The following is a 17,722-nucleotide window of genomic DNA, read 5'->3' on the forward strand; positions in this document are numbered from 1 at the left end:
TCCTCAGTCGTCCAACGCCTGCGCCGCCAGCCGCGCCTCGAACCCGTCCAGCAGCGCCGCGAGCCCGAACTCGAAACTTTCCTCGGGCGTCCCGGCGTAGGAGGCCGCCGGGCTGTCGATGCGCTCCCGCAGTCTGGGGAATGTCCGCGCGATCGCCACGGACTTCTCCTTCGCCTCGGTGAACGACCGCACCGCGTCCTCCCCGCCCAGCGCCAGCCGCCGGTTCAGCGCCACCATCGCCGCCGGGGCGAGTGAGTTGCCCAGCACGTACGTGAAGACGGCCGCGGCGGCGCGGTCGGCGTCGGCGGGGGCGAAGCCCGCGGTCTCGTAGACGGCGAGCAGGTGGTCGTCGTGCCCGGACTTGCCGGGGCCGTAGAGCAGGTAGCCGCCGAAGGCCTGGCCCATCCAGGGGTGGCGCGTGAACATCGCGTGCTCGCCGGTCGCGGTCCGCACCGCCGCCTCGCGCCAGCCGACCAGCGCCGGGTCCGGCAGCTCGACCTCGGCCCAGGCCGCGTCGGCGGCCAGCCGGACCAGCTCGTCCTTGGTCTTGAGGTGCCAGTAGACGGCGGTCGCGGCCACGTTCAGGCGCTTGCCGAGGGCGCGCATGTTGAGGCCGTCCAGCCCCTCCTCGTCGAGCTGCGCGATGGCGGCGCGAACGATCTGGTCCACGGTCAGCGTGTTCCTAGGCATGGCAGAAGTGTACTTGCACTTAGTTCAAGTTGGGGCTACCGTTCCACTTGAACTAAGTGCAAGTGACTCGGCAAGGGGAGATCGAGATGACTGTGCAGGAGACCGTCCAGGACCTGACCGCGTTCGTGGCCGAGGCGGCGAAGGCGTACGACGTGCCCGGCATCAGCGTCGGGGTGCTGGTCGAGGGCCACGAGTTCTTCGCCTCGGTCGAGGTGGACGAACGAACCCTCTTCCACATCGCGTCCGCGACGAAGTCCTTCACCGCCACCGCTCTGATGCGTCTGGAAGCCGAGGGCCGGATCGACCTGGAGGCGACGGTCCGGACCTACGTGCCGGAGCTGAAGCTGGCCGACGAGGCGCACGCGGCGCGGATCACCGTCCGCAACCTGCTGGACCACACCGGCGGCCTGGAATGGAACCTCATCGATCCCGACCACGGCGACGGCTCGCTGGCCACCTTCGTCGCGAAGCTGGAAGCGCTGCCGCTGATCGGCGAGCCCGGCGCCCGGGCCTCCTACAGCCAGGCCGGCTACAACCTCCTGGGCCGAGTGATCGAGAAGGTCACCGGACAGCCCTACGAGCAGGCCGTGGCCGAGCTGGTGCTCACCCCGCTGGGCCTGACCGACACCGTCTTCGACCTCGACGACGTCATGACCCGCAAGCACACCGTCGGCCACAACCGCGACGCCGACGGCGTCCTGCACACCGCGACGCCCTGGAAGTCGTACCCGGCCGGCACCCACGGCAACAACCCCGGCGGCGGCGGCGTCTCCTGCGCCGCGGACCTGCTGCGCTGGGCTCGGTTCCACCTCGGGGAGCAGGTCGGAGGCCAGCCCGGAGCCGCCGACGAGGTGCTGAGCGTCGAGGCGCGCCGCTCGATGCAGGAGCCGAAGTCCGAGCTGCGCGGCTCCACCCTCGGCGACGCCTTCGGATTCGGCTGGTTCCTCAACGGGATCGGCGGCATGCGCACCTTCGGTCATGGCGGCAGCGGCAACGGCCAGTTCGCCGAACTGCTCGTGGTCCCCGAGCGCGGCTTCGCGATCGTGGCGCTGAGCAACTGCGCCCCGGAGGGCTACCAGCTGAACCAGGACGTCGTGAAGTGGGCCCTGGAGCACTTCCTCGGCGTCGTCGAGGAGGACCCGGAGCCGGTGCCGTACGACGCCGCGCGCAACGGCGACGTCGTCGGCCGCTACGAGATCGACGCGATGAACCTGGACGTCGCCGACGACGGCGCGCGCCTGACCCTCGCGGTCGGCATCAAGCCGGAGATCCGCGCCGCCTCCGACACCGAGATGCCGCAGGACTATCCGGCCGCCGCGATGGGCTTCCTGGCCGAGGACGGCGACGACTACATCATCACCGACGGCGGGTTGAAGGGGCAGCGCGGGCTGTTCACGCGGGACGAGAGCGGCGCGGTCGTCGGGATCGACATCGCGGGGCGGTTGTTCGGCCGCGTCCGCTGATCACCGCCGGCGGGCTCGGCGCGAGGTGGGCCGGACGCGGGGCGTCTCACGAATCGTGGGAACGCCCCGCGTCGCTGCTCCAGTCGTAGAAGACGCGCTCGACGACGGCGCGGGCCCGCCGGGCGCCGCGCCGGTACTCCTCGACGAACTCCTCGCTGTTCTCAGAGCCCAGATACATGGCGATGCCGGCGCGTTCCTTGATGTCGTTCGGGATCGAGTCGCCGGCCCGGCCGCGGACCAGCATGATGCCGTTGCGGACGCGCGTGGCCTCGATCCAGGCCTCGTCCAGGATCTCGGCGTCGTCGGGCTCCAGCAGGCCGGCGTCCGCGGCGCCGGACAGGGCCAGGCGGGTGCGCGTGGTCTGCAGGGCCGGGACCTCGTGCGCGTGGCAGAGCTGGAGCAGCTGCACGGTCCACTCGACGTCCGACAGGCCGCCGGGGCCGAGCTTGGTGTGCAGCGCCTTGTCCGCGCCGCGCGGCAGCCGCTCGGCCTCCACGCGGGCCTTGATGCGGCGGATCTCGCGCACCGCGGTCTCGTCGAGCCCTGATACCGGACGGCGCAGCGGGTCAATCAGCTCCATGAACTCGCGGCCCAGCTCGGGATCGCCGGCCACCGGTTCCGCGCGCAGCAGCGCCTGCGACTCCCAGACCTCCGACCAGCGGCGGTAGTACTCGGCGTAGGAGCTGAGGGTGCGCACCAACGGTCCCTGCCGGCCCTCGGGGCGCAGGTCGGCATCGATGATCAGCGGCGGGTCCGGGGTCGGGATCTGGAGCAGCCGGCGCAGTTCGTTGGCGACGGCGTGCGCGGCGTCGGTGGCGGCACGTTCGCGCTGCGGGGAGACGGGAGAGGCGCGGCGGACGGAATCCGTCGCGGCGGCGCCGTTGCTCGCCACCGCCGCACTGGACGGCGCCGAACTGTTCGCGGTCGCGCCCCACGCGATCTCGTCCGGATCCGTCTCGACACCGTCGTCCGGCAGCGGATCGTGGACGAACAGCACGTCCGCGTCGCTGCCGTAGCCAAGTTCGCGGCCGCCGAACCGGCCGACGGCGATGATCGCGAAACGGGTCGGCAGCGGCGTGCCGAGACGGTTCTCGATCGCCGTGGTGGCGGCCTGCAGCGCACCGCTCAGCGTCGCCGCCGTCACCGCGCTCAGGCCGTCGCCGACCTGCTCGACGGTCAGCAGACCCAGCAGATCCGCGGCGGAGATACGGAAAAGCTCGCGACGCCGCACCGCGCGCGCCGCGGCGACCGCCGCCTCCGGAGTCGACGCGCGGCCGACCGCGGACAGGATCTCGGCCTCCAGCACCGGCCGGGCCCGGGGCACCAGGTTGGCCGGATCCCCCAGGATGGCGACGGCTTCCGGCGCCCTGAGGAGCAGGTCCGGCGCGTAGCGGCCGGAGGCCAGCACCCGCGCCAGGTGTTCGGCGGCGGCGCCTTCGTCGCGCAGCAGCCGCAGGTACCAGTGCGTGTCCCCCAGCGCCTCGGACGCCTTGCGGAACGCCAGCAGGCCGCCGTCGGGGTCCGCCGCGTCGGCGAACCAGTCCAACATCACCGGCAGCAGCGTCCTCTGGATCGCCGCCCGCCGGCTCACCCCGGAGGTGAGCGCCGTCAGATGACGGAGCGCTCCCGCCGGATCCGTGTAGCCGAGTGCTTCCAACCGTGACTGCGCAGCCTCCGGTGACAAGTGAACAGCACCACCCAATGCGGCCTGGCCCGGCGTCAAACGGGCCACCGCGTCTAACAACGGTCGGTAAAAGAGCTTTTCGTGCAGCCGCCTTACTTCCCGCTTGTGACGTTTCCATTCACCGTTCAGCTGATCCACGGGATCTTTTCGAAACCCCATGGACCTCCCGAGGCGGCGCCGCTCGACCTTCTCCTCCGGCAGCGTGTGCGTGCGCCGGAGCCGGTGGATCTGCAGCCGGTGCTCCAGCGTCCGCAGGAAGCGGTAGGCGTCGGCCAGGGCCGCCGCGTCCGTGCGACCCACGTATCCACCTGCGGAAAGAGCCGCGAGGGACTCCAGGGTTCCGCGCTTGCGCAGCGCGGGATCCGTGGGGCCGTGGACCAGCTGCAGCAGCTGTACGGCGAACTCGATGTCGCGCAGACCGCCGGAGCCGAGCTTCAGCTCGCGCTCGGCGTCCTTGGCCGGGATGTGTTCGACGACACGCCGCCGCATCGCCTGCACGTCCGCGACGAACCCGTCGCGCCGCGAGGCCGCCCACACCATCGGCGTGACGGCCTCGACGTACTTGGCGCCGAGGTCCCGGTCCCCGGCGGCGGCGCGCGCCTTGAGCAGCGCCTGGAACTCCCAGGTCTTGGCCCAGCGCTCGTAGTAGGCGATGTGGCTGGGCAGCGAGCGCACCAGCGGGCCGTTCTTGCCCTCGGGGCGCAGGTTCGCGTCGACCTGCCAGATGGCGCCCTCGGAGGTGGTGTCGGAGCAGACCCGCATCAGCGTCGCGGCCAGCTGGGTGGCGGTGCGCAGGGCGAGGTGTTCCTCGTCCGGGTCGGTGCCGTCGGGGGCGGCGGCGACGAACACCACGTCCACGTCGCTGACGTAGTTGAGCTCCCGGGCCCCGCACTTGCCCATGGCGATGACCGCCAGGCGCGCCGGCGGGGAGTCCTCGGGGAGTTCCGCGCGCGCCACCGCGAGCGCCGCCTCCAGGGTGGCGGTGGCCAGGTCCGACAGATCGGCGGCCGTTTGGTCGTACGTGGCGGTGGCGTCGTTCTTCTGCGCGCTGCCGATGTCCCGCGCCGCGATGCCGAGCAAGGCGTCCCGGTACGCGACGCGCAGGGCGTCCCGGGCCGGGATCCCGGCCAGCGCGGCCACCGGGTCGGGGGCGTCGGGGGCGGCCCCGACCGCCTCCAGCATCAGCCGCCGGAAGGCCGGGGCCAAGTCCTCGACGTCGAACTCCACGAGCCCGTGCCAGCCCTCCGGATGACGCTCCAGGTGCTCCCCGAGCGCCACGCTGACCCCGAGTACGCCGAGCAGCCGGTCCTGGAAGGGTTTGGCGGCGGCGAGGGTGGCGGCCAGGGTGTCGGCGTCGTCGGCGGCCGCGAGCAGCCGGCCGGTCGCGGCCAGCGCCTGGTCGGGGTCGGCGGTGCGGCCCAGGGCCTCCAGGAACAGCGGATCGCCGCGCAGCTCGCCGAGCGGGGCCTCGTCCAGGGTCCGTAGGGCGGATTCGGGGTCGGCGAATCCCAGCCTGACCAGTCGCGAGCGCGCCGACTCCGGTTCCCGGCCAAGTGCCGCCGTCTGTGCCACCCGGCCCAATCTAGCCGACGACGATCGCGACCGGCGCGTCGTGTCCGGGGGCCGGTCGCGGCGCGGACAGGGCCGGGGATCGACAGGGCCCGATCACGCCCGATCGCCGCTGATCACCGCCGATCACACCGCCTGGCCGCGCATCCGCCGATAGAAGTACAGGCTGTCCGGACAGAACTGGTTCTGCGCGATGCTCTCTTCCAGCTCGGCCTCGGTGAGGAAGCCGAACCACTCGACCTCCTCCGGCTGCGGCACCACGGGGCCGGTGACGGTCGCGGTGTAGACCGAGCCCCACTGCGGCACCCGGTCGTGGTCGAAGCGCCACCGGCCGATCGGCCGGAGCACGACGTTGCGCTGCCCGACCTCCTCGGCGGCCTCCCGGCGCGCGGCCTGGTCGTAGGACTCGCCGGCCGGGACCATGCCGGCCACGAACATGTCGTAGTACTGCGGGAAGACGCGCTTCACCGCGGCGCGCCGGTGCACCAGGATCCGCCCGGCGTTGTCGCGGAACAGGATGTCGACGCTGCGGTGCCGCAGGTTGTTGTCGGTGAGTTCGCCGCGGCGCACGATCCGCAGGATCCGGTCGCTCTCGTCGACTTCGTAGACGAGCTCTTCGTCGGGGTTCACCGGGTTATCAAAGCATGGCGGAGGCCCCTGAATCCTTCTGGCGCGTGCGCACCTCTTATCCCCGGAGCCGGTCGTGCGGCGGGCTCGTCGAGCGGGAGAGGACGCCGGGGATGATATGGACGGGTGCGGGAGTCGTGGCGGCGGTGCTGGTGTGCGCTTGCGTCGTTTCGGTAATGCGGAAGCGGGGTCGGACGCGTGGGTGAGGCGGTGCCGGCCTGGCCGGGCGAGCAGCTGGTGCGGGCGGCGCAGGAGGGGGACGCCGAGGCCGTGCGGGCGCTGGTGTCGGGGTCGTATCCGCATGTGCTGAGGTTCGCCAAGACGCTGTGCGCGACGCCTCAGGACGCGGAGGACGCGGCGCAGGAGGCGCTGATCATCCTCTACAGCCGGATCGGGATGCTCCGGGCGACGGCGGCGCTGGCCTCGTGGATGTTCCGGATCGTGCGGAACGAGTGCCTGCGGCGGGCTCGGTTCTGGGCGCGGAGCGGGCCGCGGGGCGGTGGTGCCGGCGGCGGCTTCGGGGCGGGCGCTGGCGGCGGCGGCTTCGGGCCGGGCGCCGAGGCCGTCTGCGGGCCGGCGGAGGACGACGTGCTGGCGCGGCTGGAGGCCGAGGCCGTGGTCGCGGCGATCGTGGCGCTGCCGGAGGACCTGCGCAGGGTCCTGATCCTGCGGGACGTGCAGGGGCACTCGGGCCGAGCCGTCGCCGACGCGCTGGGGCTGAGCCTGGCGGCGATGAAGTCGCGGCTGCACCGGGCTCGGGCGCAGGTGCGGGCCACGCTGCTGGCGGACGGCTCGGAGGAGGCGGGCCGTGGCTGAGGGCGGGCAGTTCGCGAGCGCGTCGCTGACCCGGCATCTGGCGCGCGGCGTGATCGGCTTCGGCGGGATCGCCGGCGGCATGGCCCTGATCCCCGTCGTGGGGATCGCCGGGCTGCTGCTGGTCCCGGTCGGGATGGTGGCGCTGCGCGGCTGTCCGATGTGCTGGACGATGGGGCTGGTGCAGACGCTGTCGGCCGGGAGGGTGCGGCGCGAGTGTGTGGACGGCCGGTGTGAGCTGCGGCTGCCCGGCGGTGACTCTTAGGAGCGTTCTCAGCGGCGTTCTCAGGAGCGCGCTCAGGGGCGTTCTCAGGGGTGATCGAAGAGCCGCCCGACCATCGGGCCCAGCCACGGCTTGCGCCCGAACGAGAACATCCGGCCGGCCGCGATCTGCCGGGCCTGGGAGCTCCGCCTGCTCGCGGTGAGCACGAAGGCCACCGGGTCGACCCAGATGTGGCAGTCGGTGGCGCCGGGCGCCGGGTCGCGGTGCGTTTCGACCCGGGGCCCGTCGATGTCGATGCCGATCGTGACGCCGCCCCGGACGTGGACGCGCACCGCGGCGTGCAGGGACGCGGCGCGCGCCACGTCGACGGTGCGCGGGATGGTCTCCAGGTAGGTCAGGGAGATGATGAGCCGCGCGATCTGCGGCGGGACCAGCCACTTCTGACCGGTGGCGCGGGCCACGTCCAGGGTGTGCAGCACGGTCTCGCTCAGGAACAGGCCGACGACGGCGGCCAGCGGCAGCGGGGCGTCGTTCCCGAACCACGGGACCGGGCACGGCTCCTCGGGGTCGCGGTCCTCCAGCGCCGCGACCAGCATGGCGGCGCCGTCGCGGATCTGGCCGGGGGCCGCGAGGTAGGCGTCGGGGGCGGCGTGCGAGAGCGTCGTGGCGTTCAGCACCGCGACCCGCTGCGCGAGATCGGGGTGCTCGGGCACGAAGGTGTCCCAGTACTCGATGTCGAAGACGCCGGCCGCCACCGCGGCGTAGGCGGTGCACGCCAATCCGAGGTGCACGGCGACGTCGGCGGCGTTCCAGCCGGGCAGCAGCGAGGCGGACTTGGGGTTCCCGATCGCGGCCACCACCCGCGCGGCGCGCTCGGCGAGCTCCGGAGCGGCGGCCCGTGCTGCTGCCAAATCTTCGGCGAGGGTGGTACGGGTGCGCGACATCGGGCCTCCCGCTGGGGTCAGACTCCTTGGACCAGGCGTCTGCCAGGACAGCAGCCGGGAGCGGGCCGGTCAAGGGGCGGGCGGCGCGGCGCCCGCGTCACCCTGCTGTTTTGCCCGTCACAAGGAGGGTCTTCCCCACAGTCCGCCGGTCCTGGATCGCGGTGTGCGCGGCCCCGGCGTCCTCCAGCGGGAACCGCTGGCCGATCACCGGCCGCAGCGTCCCGTCGGCGGCGGCGCGCAGCGCGGACTCGGTCAGGCGGCGCATGTCCTCCGGGCCGGCGGTGGGGCGGACGATCCTGATGCCGCGGGCCTCGGCGTCGTCCTCGGGGATGGCAGTCCACTGGCCGCTGGCCAGGCCGTAGGTGAGGATGCGGCCGCCGCGGCGCAGCTGGCGGTAGGCGGTGTGGCCGGTGGCGCCGCCGACGCCGTCGAAGACGACGTCCACGCCTTCGTCGAGCTGCTCGGGCCAGGCCGGGTCGAGGTAGTCGACGGCCTGGTCGGCGCCGAGGGCGGTGGCGGTCGCGGTCTTGCGGGGCCCGCCGGCCAGCGCGATCACCGTGCCGCCGGCCGCCTTCGCGAGCTGGACCAGCAGGGTGCCGACGCCGCCGGCGGCCGCCTCGATCAGCACGCGCTCCCCGGGGCGGATCGCGGCGGCCTCGACGAGCAGGGAGGCGGTGCGGCCGTCCGCCAGAACCGCGACCGCGGCGTCGAGGGCGAGTCCGTCGGGCACGCGGTAGAGGACGTCCGCGGGCACCAGCGCCACCTCGGCGTAGCCGCCGGAGCCGCCGGTCGAGCCGACGACGCGGGTGCCGACCAGCGCCGGATCCACCCCGTCGCCGACCGCGCGGACCACTCCCCCGACACCGTTGCCGGGGATGGTCGGCAGGGTCGGGCGGAAGGGGCCGTTGCCCGCGCGGACCTGGGTCTCGACGAAGGTGATGTTGGCGTAGGCGACGTCGACCAGCGCGGTGCCGGGCGGGGCGGGGGCGGGCTCGGGGGTGGGCTCGACGTGGAGCTCCGCCGGGGTACCGAACTTTCGCAGCCACACCGCGCGCATGTTGTGCCTCCTGGTTCTGGGGGTGGTCGGGGCTGGTCCGGGCTGGTCAGCGGCTGGTCCGAGGCTGGTCCGAGGCTGGTCTGCGGCTGTTTCAGGCCGGTTCTGGGCCTGTTTCTTGTTCTGCCTGTTTCCGAACCTTTTCCGACCGCTCGCCCCGGCCTCGTCCCCCTCGATCCTCGCCGGGCGGCGCGCCCGCCGGATCCGGCCCGAGGCGGCACCGGTATGAGACTTTCGTCCTAAGACCGCTGACAGCTCCTGCTAGCAGCGCTAGCATGGAGCCATGGGCAACCAACAGTTGAACGCGCGCGTCCCCGACGCGATCGCCGAGGCCGCCCGCGCCGCCGCCGCGGACGCCGGCGTGAACCTCGGCGAGTACCTGACCGGCCTGATCGACGCCGACACCCGCGGTCGCCGCACCGTCTTCGACTCGGTCTTCGACCAGTTCGTCCAGGACGCGAAGGCCTCCGGCGCGTTCGGCGACGACCTCATGCCGGCCGCGTGAGCCCAGAGGCCTCCCCCGGTCGACCGATCGACATAGCCTGGCTCCTCGACGCCGCCCAACGCCTCCCCGGCGACCCCGCCGTCGTGGACTACGGCGCCCTGTTCGCCGCCCTGGCCCGCACCGAGGCGGTGGTCCTGGGCCGCCGCGTCTACGAGCAGCCGCACCATCAGGCCGCTGCGATGCTGCACCAACTGGCCCGCGTCCCGGCGCTGGAGAACGCCAACCGCTTGTTCGCCGCCGCGACCGCCGTGGCGTACCTCGCCGCGTGCGGACTCCCGGTGCTACCGGACGTGCGCGAAGCGGCCCGGCTGGCGGGGGACGCGGCCGAGGGGAAGTTGGATGTCGGGGCGATTTCGTGGGTGCTGCGGAACTGGACCAAGGACTAGCAGCCGCGTGATGGTGTGATGGCCCGGTCCATAGGCGGGCGCCCGGACCACAGCGCTCGCCCGTTCGCTGCGGGGCGCCGCAACTCCTCTTACCCCTGGTCAGAAGTGGTCGGGTTCTCCGGCCGCCCGCTATCGGTCAAGGCGCCCGCGTCGTGACGACGGCGGCGCGGCCGGGAGTTCGGCACCTCCGACTCGGCCGCCCGGAACAGCAACAAAGCCAGGACACGGCGGGCATCGGCACGGCGAGACGCGTCGGCCAGGCAGCCCACCAGGACCGTGACAGCGATCGCGGTGGCATATACCCCGCCGACGTAACCGCCTGCGGTGAACAAATGGGACAGAGTGAAGCCCATACGGTCGCACGCGCAAGCACCCGGCGTCTCGCGCGCAGCCTCCCGTCTTGGATGTCACGGCCGACTGTGTGGTGCCCTGGATGACGGAAGCCGATCTGCCGGGAGGCGACCGCCACTGCGGCCATCACCCCCGTGCCTCCGGGTTCAGGCCGTCGCCGTGACCACTGCTCGGGTTCGCATCCTTGTCCGATGCACAGTTAGCGCCCAATGCGACGGCGCCCCATGCGGGTTACGAAATCCACAGCGGCGGGACCAAATCCATCCCGTCACGGTGCATCAATCAGTATCCCACCTTCGGTCCCGCACACCAGAAAATGCTGACTCACACCGAACAGTGCGGACTCACGCCGAAGAAGGTACAGCGCAACGTTTCCGCTCAAATGACGGTTATGGGCTAGGCATCAGGATCGATGGCATCCAGCCTCGTATATGCGTCCTACAGACCGCCCGCCAGTGATGAGAACGGGCCGGACCGACGATCAGCTTCGTCGGCACGGGCCTCCTCTTTCGCCTCCGCAACGCGCTGACCTGCGACTACAGCACCGGCAGATACCGGTTCAGCTCGAACGGCGTCACCTGGTGCCGGTAGTCCAGCCACTCGGCGCGCTTGTTCCGCAGGAAGAAGTCGAAGACGTGCTCGCCGAGCGTCTCGGCGACCAGCTCGCTCTCCTCCATGCGGGAGATGGCCTCGGACAGTGACGAGGGCAGCGTTTCGATGCCCAGCGCGCGTCGTTCGCCGTCGGTGAGGGTCCAGATGTTGTCCTCGGCGCCTGCGGGGAGTTCGTAGCCCTCCTCGACGCCCTTGAGGCCGGCGGCGAGCATTACCGCGAAGGCCAGGTAGGGGTTGCAGGCCGAGTCCAGGGAGCGGACCTCGACGCGGCTGGACTGGGACTTGGAGGGCTTGTACATCGGGACGCGGACCAGGGCGGAGCGGTTGTTGTGGCCCCAGCTGATGTAGCTGGGGGCCTCGCCGCCGCTGAAGAGGCGCTTGTAGCTGTTCACGAACTGGTTGGTGACGGCGGTGAACTCGCTGGCGTGGTGCAGGAGGCCGGCGATGAAGCTGCGGCCGGTTTTGGACAGGCTGTACTCCGCGCCGGGTTCGTGGAAGGCGTTGCGGTCGCCTTCGAACAGCGACAGGTGGGTGTGCATGCCGCTGCCGGGGTGCTCGGCCAGGGGTTTGGGCATGAAGGAGGCGTAGACGTTCTGTTCCAGCGCCACCTCCTTCATCACGTGGCGGAAGGTCATGATGTTGTCCGCCGTGCTCAGCGCGTCGGCGTAGCGGAGGTCGATCTCCTGCTGGCCCGGGCCGCCCTCGTGGTGGCTGAACTCCACCGAGATGCCCATCGACTCCAGGTGGGTGATGGCCTGGCGGCGGAAGTCGTGGCCGATGCCGTGCGGGGTGAGGTCGAAGTACCCGGAGTGGTCCACCGGCTCCGGGGCCTTGCCCGGCTTGGGCTGGCCCTCGAACAGGTAGAACTCGATCTCGGGGTGCGTGTAGAAGGTGAACCCGCGCTCGGCGGCCTTGGCCAGTGTGCGCTTGAGGACCCAGCGGGGGTCGGCGTAGCTGGGCGCGCCGTCCGGCATCAGGATGTCGCAGAACATGCGCGCCGTGCCCGGGGACTCCGCGCGCCAGGGCAGGATCTGGAACGTCGCGGGATCGGGCTTGGCCAGCATGTCCGACTCCGCCACCCGGGCGAAGCCCTCGATGGACGAGCCGTCGAATCCGATGCCCTCGCTGAACGCCTGTTCAAGCTCCGCCGGGGCGATCGCCACAGATTTCAGGAAGCCCAGGACGTCGGTGAACCATAGGCGCACGAAGCGGATGTCCCGCTCTTCGAGGGTGCGGAGTACGAACTCCTGCTGACGTTCCATGAGCACAGTATGAACGAGGTGAGTTTCCATGTGATTACGGCGCTAAGAAGTCCCGCGCGCGAGGACGGTTCGTGGCCATGCGATAACGGAAGGAGCGCAGCGGCCAGTTGGTGGTGACGCGGCCGTCCGCGGTCTTGTACCAGGACGTGCAGCCGCCCTCCCAGGCCGTGCGCGCCAGCAGCCTCCGCATGGTCGCGTCGTACTCCGCCAGCGCCTCCTCGGCCACCTCGACGTGCCCGCCGCGGGTCGCCCGCAGCCACCGCATGATGTACCGGACCTGCGACTCGATCATGTAGACCACCGAGTTGTGGCCGAGGTTCGTGGTCGGTCCGTAGAGCAGGAACATGTTCGGGAACTCCGGCACCGCCATGCCGAGGTACGCGCTGGCGCCTTCCCGCCAGCGGTCGTGGAGCCGCGCGCCGCCACGCCCGACGATGTCGATCGGCGCCAGGAACTCCGTGGCCCGGAACCCGGTGCCGTAGATGAGCACCGATACGTCCCGCTCACGGCCGTCCGCGGTACGCACCCCGCCAGAGGTCACCTCTGTGACCGCCTCAGTGACGACCTCCACGTTGTCCCGCGCGAGCGCCGGATACCAGTCGTCCGAGATCAGGATCCGTTTGCAGCCGATCGGGAAGTCCGGCGTGAGCTTAGAACGCAGCTCAGCGTCGTCCGGGATCTGCTTGTGCATATGGCGCGTGGAGAACCTCTGCACGCAGCGCCCTAGAGAGCTCCCCGCTATAGCGGAGTACAGCAGAGCCTCTCCCACGACCGCGTACATGAACCCGCGCATCGCCAAACGCAGACCCGGCACCCTTCGGAACGCCCAGCGCGCCGCCGCCCCGAAGGCGTAGTCGTACTTGGGGATCACCCAGTTAGGGGACCGCTGGAACACATAGAGGCGGCGCGCATAGGAGGCGATCTCAGGGACGAACTGCACGGCCGACGGACCGGTCCCGATGACGGCCACGTCCCGGCCGGCGAACGCCTCCGGCGGCCAGGCCGGATCCCACCGCGCCGAGTGGAACGCCGCCCCCTGGAACCCCTCGCGTCCCGGCACAGAGGGGTACCGCGGTCTGTTGAGCTGGCCCACGCCGCACACCAGGACCCGGGCCGTGTAGTCGGACCCCGAGGCGTCCCGGAGCCGCCACAGACCCTCCTGCGGCTCCCACCGCGCGGAGACGATCTCGGTGTCGAGCTGAAGATGTGGTCCGAGTTTCCAACGCCTCACACAGCCACGCAGGTAGTCGAGGATCTCCCGCTGCTTGGGATAGGCACGGGTCCATCCGGAGTAGCGCGCGAACGAGTACGAGTACAGGTGCGACGGGACGTCGCAGCCGCAGCCCGGATACACGTTGTCCCGCCAGACCCCGCCGACGTCCGACCCCTTCTCGAACACGACGAAATCCCGCACGCCGTCGCGCTTCAACTGGATCGCCATACACAGTCCGGAAAACCCGGCACCGATGATTGCCACTCGATGTGCAACCTGATGCCTACTCCCGGTCGTCATGTAGTGAGTAGACCGCCATACCGACGCCGCGTCGACATGGCGGCTCGTGCCGTACTCCGATACTCGGCCAGCAAAGCGGAACAGATCCGGACAGAAGCGGACAGGATCCGGTCACACCGGGTATTCGCGAGGAAACTCTGAAGATCTTTGCCGAAAAACTCTCCGGAACCCCTCGCCAAGCGTTGTTGAACGGAGAATAATCCTGCAACGAGACCTCATCGTCCCCCCGTGCGATGGGGTCTCCCATCCCGAGGCCTCACCGTCCCCCCGTGCGGTGAGGCCTCGGACCTTTTCCGGGTTCGGGTCGACCCCCGCGGAACCTGTGCGCGTCCCCGCCGGAACCCGTGTGCACCCCCCTTAACGTCACCTCGACGAGAACGGGGTAGCCTGTTCCCATGACCACCAGCTCCGTCCCGACCTCGCGGCTGCGCATCACGCTGGCGCAGCTCAACACCTCCGTCGGCGACATCGCCGGCAACTGCGACAAGATCGTGGAGTGGACCGGCCGGGCAGCCGCCGCCGGCGCCGACATCGTCGCCTTCCCCGAGATGGCCGTGGTCGGCTACCAGGTCGACGACCTGGCGCTGCGGTCCTCGTTCGTCACCGCCTCGCAGGCCGCGCTGAACGCGCTGGCCGGCCGGCTGGCCGAGGCCGGGCACGGCGACGTGGTCGCGGTCGTCGGCTACCTGGACGGCAGCGACCAGGTCGAGCGCCGCACCGGCCGCCCGGCCGGCTCCCCGCAGGACGCGATGGCCGTGCTCCACCAGGGCCGGGTGATCGCCCGCTCGACCAAGCACCACCTGCCGAACTACGGCGTCTTCGACGAGTTCCGCTACTTCGTGCCCGGCGACACCCTGCCGGTGGTGCGGGTGCGCGGGGTGGACGTGGCCATCGTGATCTGCGAGGACCTGTGGCAGGACGGCGGCCCGGTCAGCGCCGCGCGCGACGCCGGCGCCGGGTTCCTGCTGTCGATCAACGCCTCGCCGTACGAGCTGAACAAGGACGACGCGCGCCTGGAGCTGGTCCGGCGCCGGGCCGCCGAGGCCGGCTGCGCGCTGGCCTACGTCAACCAGGTCGGCGGCCAGGACGAGCTGGTCTTCGACGGCGACTCGGTGGTGGTGGACTCCGGCGGCGCGATCGTGGCCCGCGCCGGCCAGTTCACCGAGGAGATGCTGACCTTCGACCTGGACCTGCCGACCGCCGAGGGCCTGCCGCCGACCGCCCCGGTCGCCGACGGGATGACCGTGGACCACGTCCTGGTCTCCGCCGAGCCGGCGCCGGCCCGCGAACCGATCGCGGCCCCGGTCAGCGAGCGACTGTCGGACGAGGCCGAGATCTGGGGCGCGCTGGTCCTGGGGCTGCGCGACTACGTCCGCAAGAACGGCTTCCGCTCGGTGGTGATCGCGCTGTCCGGCGGCATCGACTCGGCGCTGAGCACGGCCATCGCCTGCGACGCCATCGGCGCGGAGAACGTGTACTGCTACGCGATGCCCTCGAAGTACTCCTCGGAGCACTCCAAGGGCGACGCCGCCGAGATGGCCCGGCGCACCGGCGTGCACTTCGGCACGGTGCCGATCGAGCCGATGGTCAAGGCCTTCCTGGCCACTGTCGGCGAGGCGGTGACCCCGCTGACCGGCCTGGCCGAGGAGAACCTGCAGGCCCGGGTCCGCGGCACCACGCTGATGGCGCTGTCCAACCAGCACGGCCACCTGGTGCTGGCCAACGGCAACAAGAGCGAGCTGGCGGTCGGCTACTCGACGCTGTACGGCGACGCGGTCGGCGGCTACGCGCCGCTGAAGGACCTGTTCAAGGTGCGGGTCTGGGAGCTGGCCCGCTGGCGCAACAAGGCCGCGGCCGAGCGCGGCGAGGTGCCGCCGATCCCGGAGAACTCGATCGAGAAGCCGCCGTCGGCCGAGCTGCGCCCGGGCCAGCTGGACACCGACTCGCTGCCGGACTACCCGGTGCTGGACCGGATGCTGGACCTGTACGTCGAGCAGGACCAGGGCCGCGACGCGCTGGTCGCGGCCGGCTTCGACGAGGCGCTGGTGGACAAGACGCTGCGGCTGGTGGACCTGGCCGAGTACAAGCGGCGGCAGTACCCGCCGGGGACGAAGATCACGTCGAAGGCGTTCGGGCGGGACCGGCGGCTGCCGATCACGAACGCGTGGCGGGAGCGGTCGCTGCGGAACTGATCACGGGATTGATGACGGGACTGATGACGGCACTGCTGAGCCGAGCAAAGCTCGCGGGCTGAGCGCGCCCCGGCGGGGTAGAGGACACGGCAAGGAGGCCGACATGATCCTGGTGACCGGAGCGAGCGGCACGCTGGGCCGGACCCTCGTCCCGACCCTGACCAGGCGCGGAGCGGACGTGCGCGCCCTGAGCCGGCGGACGCGCGGCGGCAGCGGCCCCGGCGGCCCCGGCTCGTTCGAGTGGGCGGTCGGGGACCTGGCCGGCGGCGCCGGGCTGGACGAGGCGGTGGACGGGATCGACGTGATCGTGCACGCCGCCTCCAACACCCGAGGGCAGGGCAAGGGCGACACCGACGCGGTCTGGCGGCTCGTGGAGGCCGCCAAGCGCGGAGGGCGGCGGCCGCACCTTGTGTACATCTCGATCGTCGGCGTCGACCGGATCCCGTTCGGCTACTACCGGATCAAGCACGAGGTCGAGCAGGCGGTCGAGGCGAGCGGCCTGCCGCACACGATCCAGCGCACCACGCAGTGGTTCCAGCTGCTCGACAAGTTCCTGACGCTGGCGGCCAAGTCCCCGGCCGTCCCGGTGCCGGCGGCGCCGTTCCAGCCGCTGGACGCCGCCGAGGCCGCCGTGCGCCTGGCGGACCTGGCCGGCGGCGAGCCGCTGGGGCGTGTCGAGGACATGGGCGGGCCAGAGCTGCTGGACTCCGGGGACATCGCGCGAGCGTATCTGCGCGCGACCGGGAAGCGGCGGCTGCTGGTGCCGCTGCGCGTGCCGGGGCAGGCCGGGCGGGCCTTCCGGGCCGGGGCGCACACGTGCCCTGAGAGCCGACAGGGCAAGGGCACGTGGACGGAGTACCTGGCGGGCGAGTACGGGGCCTGACGGGGCCCGCAGGCACCGTCCCGGCGTACGACGACACCCACCGTCGGCACTGTCTTCTCAGAGCACGGCCTGAACGCACGCCCTCAGTGCACGTTCTCAGAGCCCGCCGTCAGCGCGGCCTCAGCGCGCGGCGATGCCTTCCAGCAGCGTGTCCACCAGCGCCCTGACGAACGCGTCGTCCACCGGCCAGCCCGGGTGCTCGGACTTCATCGCGTGCACGATCGGCCCGGCGAACATCCGCACCCCGAGCTCCACGTCCAGGTCGGCGCGCAGCTCCCCGGCGGCGATGCCGTGCCTCAGGATCATGCGAAGCAGCTCGCGCCGGGGCTCGATCGCCACCTGCTGGTACATCTGCACCAGCTCCGGATGCAGCTGGGCGGCGGCCATCACCGAGGCGTACACCAGCCCGGCCGTGTCCTCGTGCATGATCTCGGCCATGGTGTCCAGGTACTCGACGATCCGGTCGCGGGTGGAGCGGTCGTCGCTCAGGTCCGGCGGCGGGCACTCCTGCCACAGCGTGGCCATCGCGTCGACGACCAGGCTCTCCTTGTTCGGCCAGCGCCGGTAGACGGTGGCCTTGCCGACCCCGGCGCGGGTCGCGACCTGCTCCATGGACAGCGAGCCGTACGGCACGCCCTCGCTGAGCAGCCCCAGCACCGCGTCCAGAATGGCCCGCTCGGCGGCCTCGCTGCGCGGGCGGCCCGGCCGGCGGCGGCCGTCCCGCACGCCGGCGCAGGCCGGGTCGCCGCAGGCGCCGTCCACGTGCCCGGGATGGCGCTCTTCGGGGCGGGGGCCGTCATGGATCATCGTCATAGCGTTCCATCATCTCCTCGATGCGGGGCCGATGGGGACAACACGGGAGATACGGCGATCCGGCTCGGTCCGGACCGGTCCGGACCGGTCCGCCGGCCGACCGCCGGACGCCCATGATCGGGCGTCGCGGCGGGCCGG

Annotated in this window: 15 protein-coding genes; 7 read left to right on the forward strand and 8 right to left on the reverse strand. The window is 71.6% G+C overall.

What is annotated here, in order from left to right:
- Window positions 1-3 precede the first annotated feature (3 nt).
- Complete coding sequence (locus tag ABH920_RS10890) at window positions 4-690, reverse strand: TetR/AcrR family transcriptional regulator (RefSeq protein ID WP_370348781.1); 687 nt, start codon at window positions 688-690, stop codon at window positions 4-6.
- An 86-nt stretch (window positions 691-776) separates the two neighbouring features.
- Here ABH920_RS10890 and ABH920_RS10895 point away from each other — a divergent pair, with 86 nt between their 5' ends.
- Complete coding sequence (locus ABH920_RS10895) at window positions 777-2,153, forward strand: serine hydrolase domain-containing protein (RefSeq protein WP_370348782.1); 1,377 nt, start codon at window positions 777-779, stop codon at window positions 2,151-2,153.
- 46 nt (window positions 2,154-2,199) lie between these two features.
- Here ABH920_RS10895 and ABH920_RS10900 read toward each other — a convergent pair whose 3' ends face one another.
- Window positions 2,200-5,409, reverse strand: a complete 3,210-nt coding sequence (locus ABH920_RS10900) for a bifunctional [glutamine synthetase] adenylyltransferase/[glutamine synthetase]-adenylyl-L-tyrosine phosphorylase (RefSeq protein ID WP_370348783.1) — start codon at window positions 5,407-5,409, stop codon at window positions 2,200-2,202.
- Between the two features lie 123 nt (window positions 5,410-5,532).
- Window positions 5,533-6,036, reverse strand: a complete 504-nt coding sequence (locus tag ABH920_RS10905) for an NUDIX domain-containing protein (protein WP_370348784.1) — start codon at window positions 6,034-6,036, stop codon at window positions 5,533-5,535.
- Between the two features lie 195 nt (window positions 6,037-6,231).
- Between ABH920_RS10905 and ABH920_RS10910 the strand changes: the two genes are divergently transcribed.
- A complete protein-coding gene (locus ABH920_RS10910) occupies window positions 6,232-6,849 on the forward strand; it encodes an RNA polymerase sigma factor (protein ID WP_370348785.1) in 618 nt (205 codons plus the stop codon).
- The gene (locus ABH920_RS10915; RefSeq protein WP_370348786.1) at window positions 6,842-7,111 is read left to right on the forward strand and encodes a hypothetical protein; all 270 of its coding nucleotides are present in this window, start codon (window positions 6,842-6,844) and stop codon (window positions 7,109-7,111) included. Before ABH920_RS10910 ends, ABH920_RS10915 begins: the two co-directional genes overlap by 8 nt.
- A 44-nt stretch (window positions 7,112-7,155) precedes the next feature.
- Here the strand turns inward: ABH920_RS10915 and ABH920_RS10920 are convergent, their stop codons facing one another.
- Together ABH920_RS10920 and ABH920_RS10925 are read right to left on the reverse strand one after the other, a co-directional pair.
- Window positions 7,156-8,013, reverse strand: coding sequence for a maleylpyruvate isomerase family mycothiol-dependent enzyme (locus tag ABH920_RS10920; protein ID WP_370348787.1), 858 nt, complete (start codon window positions 8,011-8,013; stop codon window positions 7,156-7,158).
- A 97-nt stretch (window positions 8,014-8,110) separates the two neighbouring features.
- Entirely contained in the window at window positions 8,111-9,070 is a 960-nt protein-coding gene (locus ABH920_RS10925; RefSeq protein ID WP_370348788.1) for a zinc-binding dehydrogenase, read from the reverse strand.
- Between the two features lie 280 nt (window positions 9,071-9,350).
- On the opposite strand from ABH920_RS10925, the gene ABH920_RS10930 reads away from it, so the two are divergent.
- A complete protein-coding gene (locus ABH920_RS10930; protein ID WP_370348789.1) occupies window positions 9,351-9,572 on the forward strand; it encodes a hypothetical protein in 222 nt (73 codons plus the stop codon).
- Entirely contained in the window at window positions 9,569-9,958 is a 390-nt protein-coding gene (locus tag ABH920_RS10935) for a fic family toxin-antitoxin system, toxin component (protein WP_370348790.1), read from the forward strand. The genes ABH920_RS10930 and ABH920_RS10935 overlap by 4 nt, the downstream gene beginning before the upstream one ends.
- A gap of 887 nt (window positions 9,959-10,845) precedes the next feature.
- Here the strand turns inward: ABH920_RS10935 and ABH920_RS10940 are convergent.
- Window positions 10,846-12,183: a glutamine synthetase family protein gene (locus tag ABH920_RS10940; protein ID WP_370348791.1), complete on the reverse strand. Its 1,338-nt coding sequence runs from the start codon at window positions 12,181-12,183 to the stop codon at window positions 10,846-10,848.
- 34 nt (window positions 12,184-12,217) lie between these two features.
- Entirely contained in the window at window positions 12,218-13,696 is a 1,479-nt protein-coding gene (locus tag ABH920_RS10945) for a flavin-containing monooxygenase (protein ID WP_370348792.1), read from the reverse strand.
- A 395-nt stretch (window positions 13,697-14,091) separates the two neighbouring features.
- On the opposite strand from ABH920_RS10945, the gene ABH920_RS10950 reads away from it, so the two are divergent.
- On the forward strand, window positions 14,092-15,888 hold the full coding sequence (locus ABH920_RS10950) for an NAD+ synthase (protein WP_370348793.1): 1,797 nt from the start codon (window positions 14,092-14,094) through the stop codon (window positions 15,886-15,888).
- Between the two features lie 103 nt (window positions 15,889-15,991).
- On the forward strand, window positions 15,992-16,771 hold the full coding sequence (locus ABH920_RS10955; RefSeq protein ID WP_370348794.1) for an SDR family oxidoreductase: 780 nt from the start codon (window positions 15,992-15,994) through the stop codon (window positions 16,769-16,771).
- Between the two features lie 120 nt (window positions 16,772-16,891).
- Here the strand turns inward: ABH920_RS10955 and ABH920_RS10960 are convergent, their stop codons facing one another.
- On the reverse strand, window positions 16,892-17,584 hold the full coding sequence (locus ABH920_RS10960) for a TetR/AcrR family transcriptional regulator (RefSeq protein ID WP_370348795.1): 693 nt from the start codon (window positions 17,582-17,584) through the stop codon (window positions 16,892-16,894).
- Window positions 17,585-17,722 lie beyond the last annotated feature (138 nt).

Source organism: Catenulispora sp. EB89 (assembly GCF_041261445.1).
Taxonomy (GTDB): Bacteria; Actinomycetota; Actinomycetes; order Streptomycetales; family Catenulisporaceae; genus Catenulispora.